Source organism: Kitasatospora sp. NEAU-69 (assembly GCF_057158765.1).
This window is the reverse complement of the sequence record NZ_JBWXUE010000004.1, coordinates 219244-233896: the sequence shown is the minus strand read 5'-3', so window position 1 is coordinate 233896 and position 14653 is coordinate 219244. Positions and strand designations below refer to the sequence as shown.

General features: G+C 71.7%; 14 protein-coding genes. All 14 read right to left on the bottom strand.

Annotated features, from left to right (window positions below; all coding sequences use genetic code 11):
- Positions 1 to 161: 161 nt before the first annotated feature.
- The 14 genes from AC060L_RS07000 to AC060L_RS06935 all read right to left on the bottom strand — a co-directional run bounded on the left by AC060L_RS07000 (position 162) and on the right by AC060L_RS06935 (position 14641).
- On the bottom strand, positions 162 to 2558 hold the full coding sequence (locus AC060L_RS07000) for an ATP-binding protein (protein ID WP_483797653.1): 2397 nt from the start codon (positions 2556 to 2558) through the stop codon (positions 162 to 164).
- Between the two features lie 227 nt (positions 2559 to 2785).
- Complete coding sequence (locus AC060L_RS06995) at positions 2786 to 3160, bottom strand: STAS domain-containing protein (RefSeq protein WP_483797757.1); 375 nt, start codon at positions 3158 to 3160, stop codon at positions 2786 to 2788.
- A gap of 389 nt (positions 3161 to 3549) precedes the next feature.
- Positions 3550 to 4422 carry a 3-hydroxyacyl-CoA dehydrogenase family protein gene (locus AC060L_RS06990; RefSeq protein WP_483797652.1) on the bottom strand — a complete coding sequence of 291 codons (873 nt, stop codon included), beginning with the start codon at positions 4420 to 4422 and terminating at the stop codon, positions 3550 to 3552.
- Positions 4423 to 4552: 130 nt separating this feature from the next.
- Positions 4553 to 5284 (bottom strand): response regulator, encoded by a 732-nt coding sequence (locus AC060L_RS06985; RefSeq protein ID WP_483797756.1) that lies wholly within the window; start codon positions 5282 to 5284, stop codon positions 4553 to 4555.
- 16 nt (positions 5285 to 5300) lie between these two features.
- Positions 5301 to 6503, bottom strand: coding sequence for a sensor histidine kinase (locus tag AC060L_RS06980; protein ID WP_483797651.1), 1203 nt, complete (start codon positions 6501 to 6503; stop codon positions 5301 to 5303).
- Positions 6504 to 6599: 96 nt separating this feature from the next.
- Positions 6600 to 7172 carry a cob(I)yrinic acid a,c-diamide adenosyltransferase gene (locus AC060L_RS06975; protein ID WP_483797650.1) on the bottom strand — a complete coding sequence of 191 codons (573 nt, stop codon included), beginning with the start codon at positions 7170 to 7172 and terminating at the stop codon, positions 6600 to 6602.
- A gap of 10 nt (positions 7173 to 7182) precedes the next feature.
- Positions 7183 to 7821: a Uma2 family endonuclease gene (locus AC060L_RS06970; protein ID WP_483797755.1), complete on the bottom strand. Its 639-nt coding sequence runs from the start codon at positions 7819 to 7821 to the stop codon at positions 7183 to 7185.
- 109 nt (positions 7822 to 7930) lie between these two features.
- Positions 7931 to 8431 (bottom strand): DUF2550 domain-containing protein, encoded by a 501-nt coding sequence (locus AC060L_RS06965; RefSeq protein ID WP_483797649.1) that lies wholly within the window; start codon positions 8429 to 8431, stop codon positions 7931 to 7933.
- Between the two features lie 137 nt (positions 8432 to 8568).
- Positions 8569 to 8949, bottom strand: a complete 381-nt coding sequence (locus tag AC060L_RS06960; protein WP_483797648.1) for a F0F1 ATP synthase subunit epsilon — start codon at positions 8947 to 8949, stop codon at positions 8569 to 8571.
- 184 nt (positions 8950 to 9133) lie between these two features.
- Positions 9134 to 10579, bottom strand: a complete 1446-nt coding sequence (atpD, locus tag AC060L_RS06955; protein WP_483797647.1) for a F0F1 ATP synthase subunit beta — start codon at positions 10577 to 10579, stop codon at positions 9134 to 9136.
- Positions 10580 to 10581: 2 nt separating this feature from the next.
- Positions 10582 to 11496: a F0F1 ATP synthase subunit gamma gene (locus AC060L_RS06950; RefSeq protein ID WP_483797646.1), complete on the bottom strand. Its 915-nt coding sequence runs from the start codon at positions 11494 to 11496 to the stop codon at positions 10582 to 10584.
- A 32-nt stretch (positions 11497 to 11528) separates the two neighbouring features.
- Positions 11529 to 13103, bottom strand: coding sequence for a F0F1 ATP synthase subunit alpha (atpA, locus tag AC060L_RS06945; RefSeq protein WP_483797645.1), 1575 nt, complete (start codon positions 13101 to 13103; stop codon positions 11529 to 11531).
- Positions 13104 to 13271: 168 nt separating this feature from the next.
- Positions 13272 to 14087 (bottom strand): F0F1 ATP synthase subunit delta, encoded by an 816-nt coding sequence (locus AC060L_RS06940; protein ID WP_483797644.1) that lies wholly within the window; start codon positions 14085 to 14087, stop codon positions 13272 to 13274.
- Positions 14084 to 14641 (bottom strand): F0F1 ATP synthase subunit B, encoded by a 558-nt coding sequence (locus AC060L_RS06935; protein ID WP_483797643.1) that lies wholly within the window; start codon positions 14639 to 14641, stop codon positions 14084 to 14086. The genes AC060L_RS06940 and AC060L_RS06935 overlap by 4 nt, the downstream gene beginning before the upstream one ends.
- Positions 14642 to 14653 lie beyond the last annotated feature (12 nt).

Below are 14653 nucleotides of genomic sequence, written 5' to 3'. Positions count from 1 at the left end.
CCGCGAGACCGCGCCGCCCATCGGGCGGCGCGGTCTCGCGTTCATGGGCGGCGCACAGTCGTCAGGTGTGGCTGCGCGGGGCAGCGCTCGACCGTAGCGCGGGCGTCAGACGTGGCTGCGCGGGCCAGCGCTCGTCAGCGATGTCCTCGGCGGCGCAGTCGTCAGGTGCGGCTGGGCGGAGCCGCGCTGGTCGGCGGGGCGGTGGTGGGCGGCGGGGTGGTCGGGGGCGGCGTCGTCGGCGGCGGGGTGGTCGGGGGCGGCGTCGTCGGCGGCGGGGTCGTCGGCGGCGCGGTGGTCGGCCGGGTGGTCGTCGGCGGGGCGTCCGGCGCGGTCGTGGTCGGCGGCGGGGCGTCCGGGGTGGTGGGGGCGGCCTGGGTGGTCGGGGCCTGGCTGCTCGGGGTCTGCGGCGGCGTGGAGGTGTCGGTCGTCGGCGTGCCCGGCGACTGCGGCGCCGTCGCGGTGGCCGTCGGGTTCGGCCGCCGGCTCCGGGTCGCGGTCGGGCCGGCCGTCGCCGTCGAATCGGCCGAGGCCTGGTCGGAACCGGCCGTGGACGGCGTGGCCGAGTCGGAGGCCGACCCCGTCGCCGTGGCGGACGCCGTGGCCGTGGCCGAGCCCGTGGCGCTCGGCGACCCTGCACCCGTACCGCCGGTCAGCACCGGCACGCCCGTCGAGCCACCGCCCGCCGGCTGTGCGCCACCGCCGCCACCGGCGCTCAGGGCCACCGCCGCGCCCACCACGCAGAGCCCGAGCAGGCCGCCCGCGGCGAGCAGCACGCTCCGCTGCGAGCGGCCGCGCAGCAGCTCGACCGGGGCCGAGGCCTTGCGCCAGGAGCGCTGCGCCAGCACCCGGATGACCGGGCGTCGGATCAGCTGTGTCTCGGCCTCGGTCGCGAGTGCCGGGCGCTCGGCCTCCTGGAGCAGCATCAGCATCCGCCGGGTGGCGGCCAGGCCGCGCACGTCGCCGTCGGCGGCCCGCAGCACGCCGGCCGCGTCCACCGCGGCCCGCGCCGCCCCGCGATCGTCCCGGCAGAGCCAGTAGACGCCCAACTCGTGCTCGAACCAGGCCTCGTCGCGGCTGCGGTGGGCCTGGCGGGCGACCTCCAGGCCGAGTTCCAGCACCTCGCGCCAGGCACCCCAGCGCAGCGCCAGCGCGAACGCGGGGGCGGCCGCGCGGGCCAGCCGGAGCACCGCGTCGGTGCGCCCGGCCGTCCGGTCCGCCTGCAGCGCGCCGAGCACCACCTCGGCCTCGGCGGCGATCTGCGGGGTGCTGACCGAGCCGTGGCCGAGCCACCAGGAGAAGTGCTGCGCCGCGCCGAGGGTGCTGTCCTGGTCGGTGCCCCACTGCGGGGCCAGGTCGGCCAGCACGCCCGCGGTGAGCCGGTGGTGGCCGCCGATCACCTCGGCCAGCCCGCAGTCGACGAGTTCGCGCAGCGCGCTCTCGCCGTGGTCCACGTTGATCAGCGCGGGCAGGTGCGGCGCGGTCGGGCACTCGCCGCCGAGCGCCACCGCGAGCCGCAGCACGGCCTGCGCGGCCTCGCCGAGCCCCTCGGCGAGCAGCGGCGCGGGCGCGGCCGCCTCGGCCACAGAGGGCAGCGGCACCGAGGCGCGCAGCTCCGCCTCCCGGATCGCCGGGTCGGCGTCCGGGGCGCCGTCGGCCTGCGGGCCGCCGAAGACGTCCCGGCGGTCCTCCTCGGCGGCGAGCAGCGCGTCCACCGCGAGGTCGCGCCGGCGCAGCAGCGCGGCGGCCTGGACGAAGCGCAGCGGCAGGCCCTCCGACTCGAACCAGAGGTCCACGCCCCAGGCCCGCTCGGCCTCGTCCAGCGCGCGGCCGGCGAGGCGGGCGGTGAGCGCCAGGCAGGCGGCCCGCGAGAGGCCGGCGACCAGGTGGTCCTCCAGCCGGGAGCCGACCGGCAGCGCGCCGCCGGAGCCGACCGCCAGCGTGATCAGGAACGCGCACTCGGGCGCGGTGGCGAGCAGCTCCTCCAGCTCGGCGCCGTCCGGCACCACCTCGTCGATCACCACGATCGCGCCCACCCGGCTGAGCAGCTCGGGCAGTTGGCCGCGGTCGGGGCGGAAGCCGGCCGCCTGGTGGGTGGCGGCGAACAGGTCCTGGAGCAGGTCGTCGGCGTCGCGCCGGTGGCCGCAGAGCCGGACCACCCCGTGCGGCGCGAGCTCGGCGGCGCCCTCGGCGACCGCCGCGAGCAGCGCGCTGCGGCCGGAGCCGGGCTCGCCGACCAGCCGGATCGAGCGGCCCTCGGCGAGCTTGGCGAGCAGCTGGGCGACCTCGGCCTCGCGGTCCAGCAGCGGCAGCTCGTCGTGGCCGGTGCCCAGCGCGAGCGGGCCGACCGCCGGGCTCGGTCCCGGGCCGCTGGCCGGACGGGCGCCGGTGCGGCCGTCCAGCTCCGGGCGCAGCTGGGTCAGCGGCCACCGCTCCAGCGGGCATGGCTGGACGTCCGAGCCGTCCGGGCTCCCGACGGTGACCAGGTACCGTCCGGAGACCAAATCGCCCGACCGTACGCGCAGGTTCTCCTGCCCGAACTCCCCGGTTGGCTGTCCCACGATGTGCTCCGCCTGTGCTCCGCCGGTCGGCTGCGCGCCGCCGGGCCGCTTGACCGACACCGGGCCGCGCGGGTGCCCGACATGCGGCAGTACCGGGCGGCGGTCTGACTATCCGATCGCAGACTCTCGCACACTCCGGGGTCGCCGTGCAGCACGGTCCCCCTGTCGAACTGCCACGCGGCCGGTGCGGAGCCGCTGACGGGGTCGATTCCGGAGCCGGAAGGGGCTCAGCGCGACGGGGTTGCCACCGACGGCACGGCGGCGCCGGGCGCGCCGGCCAGGCCCGGCAGGGTGGCGCCGCACGGGTCCGGCACCATGCCCTCGACCGCCAGGATCCGGTGCAGCCGGGTGGCCACCAGCAGCCGCTGGAGCTGCGGCGGAACGGCCCGCAGCACCAGCCGCCGGCCGAGCCGGCCGGCCCGCCGGTGGGTGCCCATGATCACGCCGAGGCCGGTGGCGTCCCAGGAGTCCAGGCCACCGAGGTCGAGCACCAGGTCGCCGCTGAGGGCGTCCACGGCCTGGTGCAGCTGGGCCCGCGCGTCGGCGGCGCTGCGGACGTCCAGTCGGCCTTCGAGGGCCAGCACGAGGTGGCCGCCGGCCACCGAGTCGCGCCGGCCGGTGGCCGTCCGGATCTCCACGATGCGCACGCTGTCCTCCTCCGCCGGCCGTCATCACCGCGCTTGGGCGCGGCCCGGGTCACGAATCCCCCACCATCTGACGCCGCGCCAGCGGTCCAGGTTGCTGCTCCCCATCGGATCTGAAGCAACTTCACTCGTCCGAGGGAATATACGCAGTAGTGCCTGGTACTCACGCTCGATTGCGGCGCAAATCACCCATCCGAGGCAGCGTCGTGAGCAAACTCACCAGTCCCCGCCCGGCACCGCGCGCCCTGGGCAGAAGGGCGCGCCGGTGCCGGCGGCGGTGACGGGGTGCTCGGCGGCGAGAGCGCCGGAGAGGGCCAGAGAAGCCCGGAGAGCGCCGGAGAGGGCCGTCAGCCCTTGTGGTTGTAGAAGCCCTGGCCGCTCTTGCGGCCGAGGTCGCCGGCGGTGACCATGCGGGCCATGATCTCCGGAGCGGCGAACTTCTCGTCCTGGGTCTCCGCGTAGATGTTGCGCGCGGCGTGCAGCAGGATGTCCACGCCGGTCAGGTCGGCCGTCTGCAGCGGACCCATCGGGTGGCCGAAGCCCAGGCGGCAGGCGGTGTCGATGTCCTCGGCGGTGGCCACGCCCGACTCGTACAGGCTCGCCGCCTCGACCACCAGCGCGGTGATCAGGCGGGTGGTGATGAAGCCGGCGACGTCGCGGTTGACCACGACCACCTCCTTGCCCACCCCCTCGGCGAAGCTGCGGGCGGCGGCCAGCGTCGCGTCGCTGGTCTTGTAGCCGCGGACCAGCTCGACCAGGCGCATCAGCGGCACCGGCGAGAAGAAGTGCACGCCGACCACGGACTCCGGGCGCTCGGTGACCGCGGCGATCCGGGTGATCGGGATCGCGGAGGTGTTGCTGCCCAGGATCGCGCCGTCCTTGGCGATCTTGTCCAGCTCGCGGAAGACCGCCTCCTTGATCTCCAGCTGCTCGAAGACCGCCTCGATCACGATGTCGGCCTCGGCGACCGCGCCCAGGTCCGTGGTGGTGGTGATCCGGCCGAGCGCTGCGCCGGCCTCCTCCTCGGTCAGCTTGCCCTTGCTGACGAACTTCGCGTACGAGGCCTCGATGCCGTCCAGGCCGCGACGCAGCGCCTGCTCGGTGACGTCGCGCAGCACCACCGGGTGGCCGGCCTGCGCGGACACCTGCGCGATGCCCGCGCCCATGAGGCCCGCGCCGATCACGGCGATCTGCTGACGCTGCGTGGAAACACTGCTCATGGCTGCTTCTCCCGAAGATCCCGTCCAGGCGCGCTCCGGGCAGGGGTCTTTCCTGGGAGCAGCGCCGCTCACGGCTCGGACTGTAGTGCTAGCCGAGCGGCCGTGGGGCGATTCACGAGTGTGATCTGCGTCAGCGCGGCGGCTGCGGATCGACTGCGGAGGCGCCCGCGCCGGCGGTCGGGGCGGGTGGCAGGGCGAGGCCGAGATCCTGCGCCAGGATCGCCGCCTGGACCCGGCTGCGCAGGTCCAACTTGGCCAGGATCCGGCTCACATGGGTCTTCGTGGTGGCCTCCGCCATCCGCAGCCGGCCGGCGATCTGACTGTTGCTCAGACCCGCGCCGACGGCGGCCAGCACCTCGCGCTCGCGCGGCGTCAGCACCTCCAGCGCGGCCGCCGGGTCCGGGCTGTCGGGGCGGGCGAAGGTGTTGATCAGCCGCCGGGTCACCGAGGGCGCGAGCATCCCGTCGCCGCGCGCCACCAGGTGGATGCCGGCGACCAGAGCGTCCGCCTCGACGTCCTTGAGCAGGAACCCGGCCGCGCCGGCGCGCAGCGCGCCGTGCACGTACTCGTCGAGGTCGAAGGTGGTCAGCACCAGCACCTGCGCGGCACCGGCCGCGGTGATCCGGCGGGTCGCCGCCACGCCGTCGAGGCGGGGCATCTGGATGTCCATCAGCACCACGTCGGGGCGCAGCTCCAGCGCGAGCCGGACCGCCTCCTCGCCGTCGCCGGCCTCGCCGACGACCACGATGTCCGGCTCGGTCTGCAGGATCATCACCAGTGCCGCCCGCACCGCCGCCTGGTCCTCGGCGACCAGGACCCTGACCGTCAGGTCGGTCTCCACCGTCAGGTCGGTCTCCACCATCACGTCCGTCTCCACGTCACGTCCGTCTGCCTGGGCGCCCGGTGGCCGGCTCCAGCGGCAGCGCCGCCCGGACCCGCCAGACGTCCCCGTGCGGCCCCGCCTCGAAGGTCCCGCCGAGCAGCTGGGCCCGCTCGCCCATCCCGACCAGTCCGGCCCGCGCGCCGGGCAGCGCACGGCCGCCATCGGCCCGGTACGGGCTGTCCACCGCGATCTCCACGAGCTGCGGCCCGTGCCGCAACCGCAGCCGTACGGTACCGCGCGCCGCGTGCTTGAGCGCATTCGTCAGCGACTCCTGGACGATCCGGTAGGCGGCCAGCTCGACCGGCGCCGGCAGCGCGGCGCGGTCACCGTCCTGCTCGGCCTCGAAGAGCAGCCCGGCATCCTGGCCGGCGAGCCGGACCCGGTCCAGCAGCGTGTCCAGCGCGTCCAGTTTCGGCGCCTGGTACGACTCCTCGACGCCGGTCGCGGTGCGCAGCAGTTCGATCATCCGCCGCATCTCGGCCAGCCCCTGCACGCTGTTCTGCCGGATCACGGCGAGCGAGGCGAGCAGCGGGTCCTCGACCGGACGGTGCTGGCGGCGCGCCAGCGACTGAGCGCCGGTGGCGTGGATGGCGATCGCGGAGAGGTGGTTGGCGACCACGTCGTGCAGTTCGCGGGCCATCCGGGCGCGCTCGGCGCCCACCGCGGAGCGCCGGTCCAGCTCGGCCAGCAGCGCGGTCTGCTCGGCCCGCAGCCGCTCGGTCTCGGCCTGCTCGCGGTGCTTGCGGACCAGGTCGCCGGTCCACACCGGGGCGAGGAAGGTCAGCCCGGCGAAGACCGCGACCGGCAGCGAGTCGGTGATCGAGCCGTACAGCGCGACCAGGCTGGTCAGCACCAGCGTGGTGATCCCGCCGACGACGTGCAGCACGGTGGACACCCGGCGGCCGCCGTAGAGCACCGCCGCGAACAGCAGGTCGGTGTACATGATCACGGTGGCCAGCAGCCCGCCGCAGAACATGTTGCCCGTGAAGACCAGGCCGCCCAGGCTCACCGCCCAGATCGGCCGGCGGCGGCGCAGCAGCTCCAGCCCCGACATCGCCAGCAGCGGCAGCAGCGGCAGCCAGCGCGGCAGGCTGTGGTCGGAGTACGCCCGGAACGCGATCAGCAGCAGCCCGCCGGCCAGGCCGGCGGCGGCGATCGCCCGGTCGGCGCGGCGCGGGCTGAGATCGAACGAGAGCACGAGGCCATCTCACCACCCGTCACCGCCCGGGCGCTGTACCCAGAAAGTTGCAGCCGAACTGCCGTCCGCCGGCGGGCCGGGGCCCTGGGAGAGCCCCTAGCGGTTCTCGCCGGGCACCCAGAGCACGTCGCCGCGCTCCTTGTTGGCGGTCCTGGCCAGGATGAAGAGCAGGTCGGAGAGCCGGTTGAGGTACTTGGCGGTCAGCGGGTTGACGGTGTCGCCGTGCTCCTCGATCGCCGCCCAGGTCGCGCGCTCGGCGCGGCGGACCACGGTGCAGGCCAGGTGCAGGTACGCGGCCCCGGGGGTGCCGCCGGGCAAGATGAAGCTGCGCAGCTTCTCCAGCTCGGCGTTGTACCGGTCGCAGTCGGCTTCCAGCCGGTCGATGTAGCCCTGCTCGACCCGCAGCGGCGGGTACTTCGGGTCCGCGACGACCGGCGTGGCCAGGTCGGCGCCGACGTCGAAGAGGTCGTTCTGGATCCGGGTCAGGACCGCCGCCACGCCCTCGTCCAGGCCGCCGGCCGCGATCGCGACGCCGATCGCGGCGTTCGCCTCGTTGCTGTCCGCGTAGGCGAGCAGCCGGGGGTCGGTCTTGGTGGTGCGGCTCATGTCACCGAGGGCGGTGGTGCCGTCATCACCGGTGCGGGTGTAAATCCGAGTGAGGTTGACCATGCCGCGAAGCCTACTCAGCCTTGCGCGGCTCCCCGGTGATCGTGGTGTCGATCACAAAGCCCTTGGCCGGGCCCTCGGAGATGGTGACCTCGGTGCCGTAGGGCACCCGGATCTCGGCGCGGTAGATGGCCTTCTTGGGGTTGGGCTCGGTGAGCACGGTGACGTGGCCGTCGTCGTCGTGGTCGTTGACGATGACGTAGACGGGGATGCCGGCCAGGGCGTACGCGCGGCGCTTGCGGACCAGGTCGCGGTCGCCCGCGTCCCTTCCGGGCGATACCACCTCGGCCACCAGAGCGACATGGTCGGCGACGGCACCGATCCCCTCGGGATCGAGCACCTCGTGCAGATCTTCCAGCGTCACCAGGACGTCCGGGATGAAGAGCTTGCGACCGGCCAGCACGTTCGTGTCCTGGTGGGCGGCGAACACGCCGTCCGCCAGGAAGGCATCCAGCCTCCGGCGAAGCCTGTTGGCAGCGAGCGAGTGGCTGCCTCCGCCTGTTGGTGACACCTCGATGGACCCCTCGACGATCTCGGCACGATAGCCCTCGGGGAGTTCGAGGGCCTTCCATGCCTGCCACAGCACTTCGTCGAGTTCGGAGACCTCCGCCTGAGCGGCTGCGAGATCCGGTTCACAGGCCATAGCGGTCATCGAGAACACACCTCCTCCGTACAGTCTGGGCGGACGGGATCAGTGTGCACAACAGCACTCGCGCCCGGTACGGAAACGAGCATCGATCGCTCGAACGAGCGATCGATGGCTACGCGACGTTGACCCTCTGCCCGGGCGGGGCGGCCTCCAGCCAGGCGAGGAAGCCGGTGAGCGCGTCGTCGCTCATCGCGAGCTCCAGCGGCGCGCCCTTGTGCAGGCAGCGCAGCACGACCGAGCCGGAGAGCAGCGCGAGCTCCTCCTGGCCCTCGGGGTAGCGGCGGCCGAGCACCTCGATCTCGCGGCGCGGCAGCACCCTGCGCGGGCGCGGCGCGTACGAGAAGACCCGGAACCACTCGATGTGGTCGCCGCTGTACCGCCCGATACCAAAAACCCACCCCTTGCCATCGGTCGCGGGGACCGGGGCCGAGGTGGGTTGTCCGTTCTCGTCGAGATCGGGCTGCGTCGAGGCGTCCGCCGGCATTTTGAGCCGGTAACTGCAGTCGAAGGTGCCACCGCCTCGCTGGATGACGCGGCGGCGTACCGCGAACGCCACCAGGCCGACCACCCCCAGGGCCACGACCGCCGCGCACACCACAAGGGCGAGGACCATGCTCACCGACCTCCTCGCTACCCGCATCCCCGTTTTGCCGGTCGTATCAAAGACACAACGGCACTGTTACCTACCAACCGATACGACAGTCCCGGGGTCACGCTCGCGCGTCCCCGGGACCGTCGGTCGAACTACGTTCAGGCTGCCGGACGGCGGCCTGCCGCGACGAGGCGGACCTCGGCGCGGCGCTCGGCGTGTGCGTCGCTCTCGCCCTTGGCGAGCTCCAGCGCGCGCTCCGCGCGGTTCACATCGATCTCGTCCGCCAGCTCGGCGATCTCCGCGAGCAGAGACAGCTTGTTGTCGGAGAACGAGATGAAGCCACCGTGCACGGCGGCGATGACGGTGCCGCCATCGGTCGTGCGGATGGTGACCGGGCCGGACTCCAGCACGCTCAGCACGGGAGTGTGCCCCGGCATGATGCCGGTGTCACCGGAGGCCGTACGGGCGACAACGATGGTGGCCGCACCGGACCACACCTTGCGGTCGGCTGCGACCAGCTCGACGTGCAGCTCAGCCAACGTGGGCTCCTAGGCTCTTGCAACGCCCGATCACTCGGGAGTTTCGGTAAGAATAACGGGCTCGCGCCGCTGTCATGAAACGGGCGGCGCAGAGATGACCGGAATCACAGCTCCTGAGCCATGAGGGGTGGCCCCCAGGGTTTGGGGACCACCCCTCATGGTCGGTCACGGAGCCGGCTCCGGATTACTTCTTGGCGAGCTCGGCAGCGTTCTTCTCGAGGTCCTCGATGCCACCGCACATGAAGAAGGCCTGCTCCGGGACGGAGTCGTACTTGCCGTCCGCGATGCGGTTGAAGGCCTCGATCGTCTCGCTCAGCGGCACGGTCGAACCATCGACACCGGTGAACTGCTTCGCCACGTAGGTGTTCTGCGAGAGGAAGCGCTCGATGCGACGGGCCCGGTGGACGGTGATCTTGTCGTCCTCGGACAGCTCGTCGATACCGAGGATCGCGATGATGTCCTGGAGGTCCTTGTACTTCTGCAGGATCCCCTTGACGCGGATGGCCGTGTCGTAGTGGTCCTGCGCGATGTAGCGCGGGTCCAGGATGCGGGACGTCGAGTCCAGCGGGTCAACGGCCGGGTAGATGCCCTTCTCCGAGATCGGGCGCGACAGAACGGTCGTCGCGTCCAGGTGGGCGAAGGTGGTGGCCGGGGCCGGGTCGGTCAGGTCGTCCGCGGGGACGTAGATCGCCTGCATCGAGGTGATCGAGTGACCGCGGGTCGAGGTGATGCGCTCCTGCAGGAGGCCCATCTCGTCGGCCAGGTTCGGCTGGTAACCCACCGCGGAGGGCATCCGGCCGAGCAGGGTCGACACCTCGGAACCGGCCTGGGTGAACCGGAAGATGTTGTCGATGAAGAGCAGAACGTCCTGCTGCTCGACGTCACGGAAGTACTCCGCCATCGTCAGAGCGGACAGGGCGACGCGCAGGCGGGTGCCCGGCGGCTCGTCCATCTGGCCGAAGACCAGCGCGGTCTTGTCCAGAACGCCCGAGTCGACCATCTCGTGGATGAGGTCGTTGCCCTCACGGGTGCGCTCGCCGACACCGGCGAAGACCGACACACCACCGAAGTTCTCGGCGACGCGGTAGATCATCTCCTGGATGAGGACGGTCTTGCCGACACCGGCACCACCGAACAGACCGATCTTGCCACCGGTCACGTACGGGGTGAGCAGGTCGATGACCTTGATGCCGGTCTCGAACATCTCGGTCTTGGACTCGAGGTCCTTGAACTCGGGGGCCTTGCGGTGGATCGGCCAGCGAGTCGTGACCTGGGCCTCGAACTCGGCCTTGTCCGTGTTCAGGACCTCGCCGAGGGCGTTGAAGACCTTGCCCTTGGTGATCTGGCCGACCGGGACCTCGATGGCCTTGCCGGTGTCGGTGACGACGGTGCCGCGGACGACGCCGTCGGTCTGCTGCATCGAGATGCCGCGGACCAGGCCGTCGCCGAGGTGCTGGGCGACCTCGAGCGTCAGCGTCTTCTTGCCGCTGCCGTCGGTCGCCTCGACCTCGAGCTTCAGCGCGTTGTACATGCCGGGAATCGCGTCGACGGGGAACTCCACGTCGACGACCGGGCCGATGACCCGCGCGACGCGGCCCGTCGCCGTGGTCGGCTCAACAGTGGTGGTCATGTCTATTCACTCCCCGCGTTAGCGTCGGCGAGGGCGTTGGCGCCGCCGATGATCTCGCTGATTTCCTGGGTGATCTCGGCCTGTCGGGCCGAGTTGGCAAGCCGCGTGAGCGCCTTGATGAGTTCCTGCGCGTTGTCGGTGGCGGACTTCATCGCACGACGCCGGGCGGCGTGCTCCGAAGCGGCCGACTGCAGCAGCGCGTTGTAGATCCGGCTCTCGACGTACCGCGGCAGCAGCGCGTCCAGGACACCCTCCGCCGACGGCTCGAAGTCGTAGAGCGGGAAGATCTCCGCCTTGGCCGGCTTGTTGTCGCTCAGCTGGACCTCGTCCAGCTTCAGCGGCAGCAGCCGGGCCTCGACGGCGGTCTGCGTCAGCATCGACTCGAACCTGGTGGAGATGAGGTGGAGCTCGTCCACCCCGCCGGTCTCCGCCGTGAACGCCTCGATGAGGTCGCTGGCCACGGTCTTCGCGTCGCCGTACGTCGGCTTGTCCGAGAAGCCCGTCCACGACGCCGCGACCGGCAGGTTGCGGAAGCCGTAGTACTGGACACCCTTGCGGCCGACGATGTACGTGACCACGTCCTTGCCCTCGGCGCGCAGCCGCGCGCTGAGCACGGTCGCCGCCTTGATGGCGTTGGTCGAGTAACCGCCGGCCAGGCCGCGGTCCGCCGTCACCAGCAGCACCGCAGCCGTCTTGGCCTGCGGGTTCTCGGTGGTCAGCGGGTGCTTGGCGTTGGACCGGGTGGCCACCGCCGTCACCGCCCGGGTCAGCTCATCGGCGTACGGAGTGGAGGCGGCCACCGCGCGCTGCGCCTTGACGATGCGCGACGCGGAGATCATCTCCATCGCCTTGGTGATCTTCTTCGTCGCGGTGACAGAGCGGATCCGGCGCTTGTAGACCCGAAGCTGTGCTCCCATGGGTCGTTACGTCCTTTCCCTCGCTACCGGACTCAGGCCTGCTCGGAGAGCAGCTTGCCGTCGGCCGTGGTGAAGCCCTGCTTGAAGGCGGTGATCGCCTCGGTCAGCGCGTCGATCGTGCCGTCCTCCAGCTTGGAGGTCTCGACGATCGCGGCGAGCAGGTCCTTCTTCTCGATCCGCAGCATGTCCAGGAACTCGCGCTCGAAGCGGCGGATGTCCGCGACCGGGACGTCGTCCAGCTTGCCGGTGGTGCCGGCCCAGATGGAGACGACCTGCTCCTCGACCGGGAACGGCTGGTACTGGCCCTGCTTCAGCAGCTCGACCATGCGCGCACCGCGCTCCAGCTGGGCCTTGGAGGCCGCGTCCAGGTCGGAACCGAAGGCGGCGAACGCCTCCAGCTCGCGGTACTGGGCCAGGTCCAGGCGCAGGCGGCCGGCGACCGACTTCATGGCCTTGATCTGGGCCGAGCCACCGACGCGGGAGACCGAGATACCGACGTTCACGGCCGGGCGGATGCCGGCGTTGAACAGGTCGGACTCCAGGAAGCACTGGCCGTCGGTGATCGAGATGACGTTGGTCGGGATGTACGCCGAGACGTCGTTCGCCTTGGTCTCGATGATCGGCAGACCGGTCATCGAGCCCGCGCCCAGCTCGTCGGAGAGCTTCGCGCAACGCTCCAGCAGGCGGGAGTGCAGGTAGAAGACGTCACCCGGGTAGGCCTCGCGGCCCGGCGGACGGCGCAGCAGCAGCGACACGGAGCGGTACGCCTCGGCCTGCTTCGACAGGTCGTCGAAGATGATGAGGACGTGCTTGCCGTCGTACATCCACTCCTGGCCGATGGCCGAACCGGTGTACGGGGCGAGGTACTTGAAGCCCGCGGGGTCGGAAGCGGGAGCAGCCACGATCGTGGTGTACTCCAGCGCGCCGGCCTCCTCCAGGGCGCCACGGACCGACGCGATGGTCGAGCCCTTCTGGCCGACGGCGACGTAGATGCAGCGGACCTGCTTCTTCGGGTCGCCGGAGCGCCAGTTGTCGCGCTGGTTGATGATCGTGTCAACCGCCACCGCAGTCTTGCCGGTCTGGCGGTCGCCGATGATCAGCTGGCGCTGGCCGCGGCCGATCGGGGTCATCGCGTCGATGGCCTTGATGCCGGTCTGCATCGGCTCGTGGACCGACTTGCGGACCATGACGCCGGGGGCCTGCAGCTCCAGGGCGCGACGGCCGGAGGAGGCGATCTCGCCCAGACCGTCGATCGGGTTGCCCAGCGGGTCCACGACGCGGCCGAGGTAGCCCTCGCCGACCGGGACGGAGAGGACCTCGCCCGTGCGCTGCACGGTCTGACCCTCCTCGATGCCCGAGAACTCACCGAGGATGACGACACCGATCTCGCGGGTGTCGAGGTTCAGCGCGAGGCCGAGGGTACCGTCCTCGAACTTCAGCAGCTCGTTCGCCATGACCGAGGGCAGGCCCTCGACATGTGCGATACCGTCCGCCGCGTCAGTGACCGTGCCGACCTCTTCACGCGAGGCGGCGTCCGGCTGGTACGACTGGACGAAATCGGCCAGCGCGTTCCGGATCTCCTCCGGCCGGATCGTAAGCTCCGCCATCAGGCTTCCCTGCTCTCCTAGGTTGCGATCCTCGGCCCGCCCAAGGAGGGCCGCAAGTATTCGATCCTCGGCCGGTGCTGTTGGACCGGCCGTTCGTATGTGCTGCCGGCTGCCCCGTGGGATGGGACCGGCGCCCGACCGAGGGTCGGATGTTGCTGTGCGGGTGGCTCAGCCTTCGAGGGCCTGACGAGCGCCTTCGAGGCGGCTCGTCATGGTGCCGTCGATGATCTCGTCACCGATCTGCACCCGGACACCACCGACGACCGCGGGGTCGACGTCGATGTTCAGGAGCACGGCGCGGCCGTACAGCTTGGCCAGCGCGCCGGCGAGGCGCTGCTTCTGGCCGTCGTTGAGCACGACTGCGGTGGTGACCAGGGCCACCACACGGTCGCGGCGATCGGCGGCGAGCTTGGCGTAGGTCGCCAGGCCCTGCTCCAGGCTACGGCCACGCGGGTTGGTGACCAGCGAGGTGACCAGGCGGACGGTGCCCGGCTGGGCCTTGCCGCCGAGCAGCTTCTTGACCAGCTCCGCCTTGGCGGCGGCACCGGCCTTGGGCTCGGTCAGCCCGGCGCGCAGCTCGTGCGAACCGGCGACGACGCGGCCGAACCGGAAGAGCTCGTCCTCCAGGTCGTCCAGCTTGCCCGCCTTGTCCGCGGCGATGACCTCGGCGTACGCGGCGAGCTGCTCCGTCGCGTCGACCAGGTCGCGCGCGCCGGACCAGCGGGAGCGGACCAGGCCGGAGACCAGGTCCACCGTTTCGCCGCTGACCTGGCCGGTGAGCAGCGCGCCCACCAGCTGCGCCTTGTCCTGGCCGGACCGCGAGGGGTCGGTCAGGGTGCGGCGCAGCGAGACCTCGCGGTCCAGCAGCACGGTGACGGCGCTGAGCTCCTCCGCCAGCTTGGCCGCGTCCACCGAGGTGTTGTCGGTCAGGCTGTCGAGGTTCTCGCGACCGGCAGCCAGCGCCTCGCGGCTGGCGCCGATCACTTGGCGACCGCCGTGGACGCGGCGGCCTTGGCCTCCAGGTCGTCCAGGAAGCGGTCGATCACGCCGCTCTGCCGGGCGTGGTCCTCCAGGGACTCACCCACGATGCGGGAGGCCAGCTGCGAAGCGAGCGAACCCACGTCCTGGCGCAGGGCGGCAGTCGCCTGCTTCTTGTCGGCCTCGATCTGGGCGTGGCCGGCGGCGACGATGGCCTCGCGCTGACGCTGGCCCTCCTCGCGCATCTCGCCGATCAGGGCAGCGCCCTGCTCACGAGCGTGCTCGGTGATCCGAGCGGCCTCGTGACGCGCCTCGGCGAGCTCGGCGCGGTACTGCTCAAGAAGGGCCTGAGCCTCGGCCTGTGCGGCCCCGGCTCGCTCCATGCCGCCCTCGATCTGGTCCCGGCGCTCCGCCAGCACCTTCTCGATGCTGGGGAGGAGCTTCTTGCCGAGCAGACCGAAGACCACGAAGAAGCAGATCAGGCCGATGACGAGCTCAGGCGTCTTGGGAATCAGAGGGTTGAACTCCTCCGATGCCAGCTGCATCGCGATGAGCGACATATCTGGACCTTC

What these genes read in the sequence shown, in the direction of transcription:
- atpD (WP_483797647.1), bottom strand. Translation starts at nt 10,579, where the DNA reads ATGACCACCACTGTTGAGCCGACCACGGCGACGGGCCGCGTCGCGCGG.
- atpA (WP_483797645.1), bottom strand. Translation starts at nt 13,103, where the DNA reads ATGGCGGAGCTTACGATCCGGCCGGAGGAGATCCGGAACGCGCTGGCC.
- AC060L_RS06975 (WP_483797650.1), bottom strand. Translation starts at nt 7,172, where the DNA reads ATGGTCAACCTCACTCGGATTTACACCCGCACCGGTGATGACGGCACC.
- AC060L_RS06935 (WP_483797643.1), bottom strand. Translation starts at nt 14,641, where the DNA reads ATGTCGCTCATCGCGATGCAGCTGGCATCGGAGGAGTTCAACCCTCTG.
- AC060L_RS06950 (WP_483797646.1), bottom strand. Translation starts at nt 11,496, where the DNA reads ATGGGAGCACAGCTTCGGGTCTACAAGCGCCGGATCCGCTCTGTCACC.
- AC060L_RS06970 (WP_483797755.1), bottom strand. Translation starts at nt 7,821, where the DNA reads ATGACCGCTATGGCCTGTGAACCGGATCTCGCAGCCGCTCAGGCGGAG.
- AC060L_RS06965 (WP_483797649.1), bottom strand. Translation starts at nt 8,431, where the DNA reads ATGGTCCTCGCCCTTGTGGTGTGCGCGGCGGTCGTGGCCCTGGGGGTG.
- AC060L_RS06990 (WP_483797652.1), bottom strand. Translation starts at nt 4,422, where the DNA reads ATGAGCAGTGTTTCCACGCAGCGTCAGCAGATCGCCGTGATCGGCGCG.
- AC060L_RS06985 (WP_483797756.1), bottom strand. Translation starts at nt 5,284, where the DNA reads ATGGTGGAGACCGACCTGACGGTGGAGACCGACCTGACGGTCAGGGTC.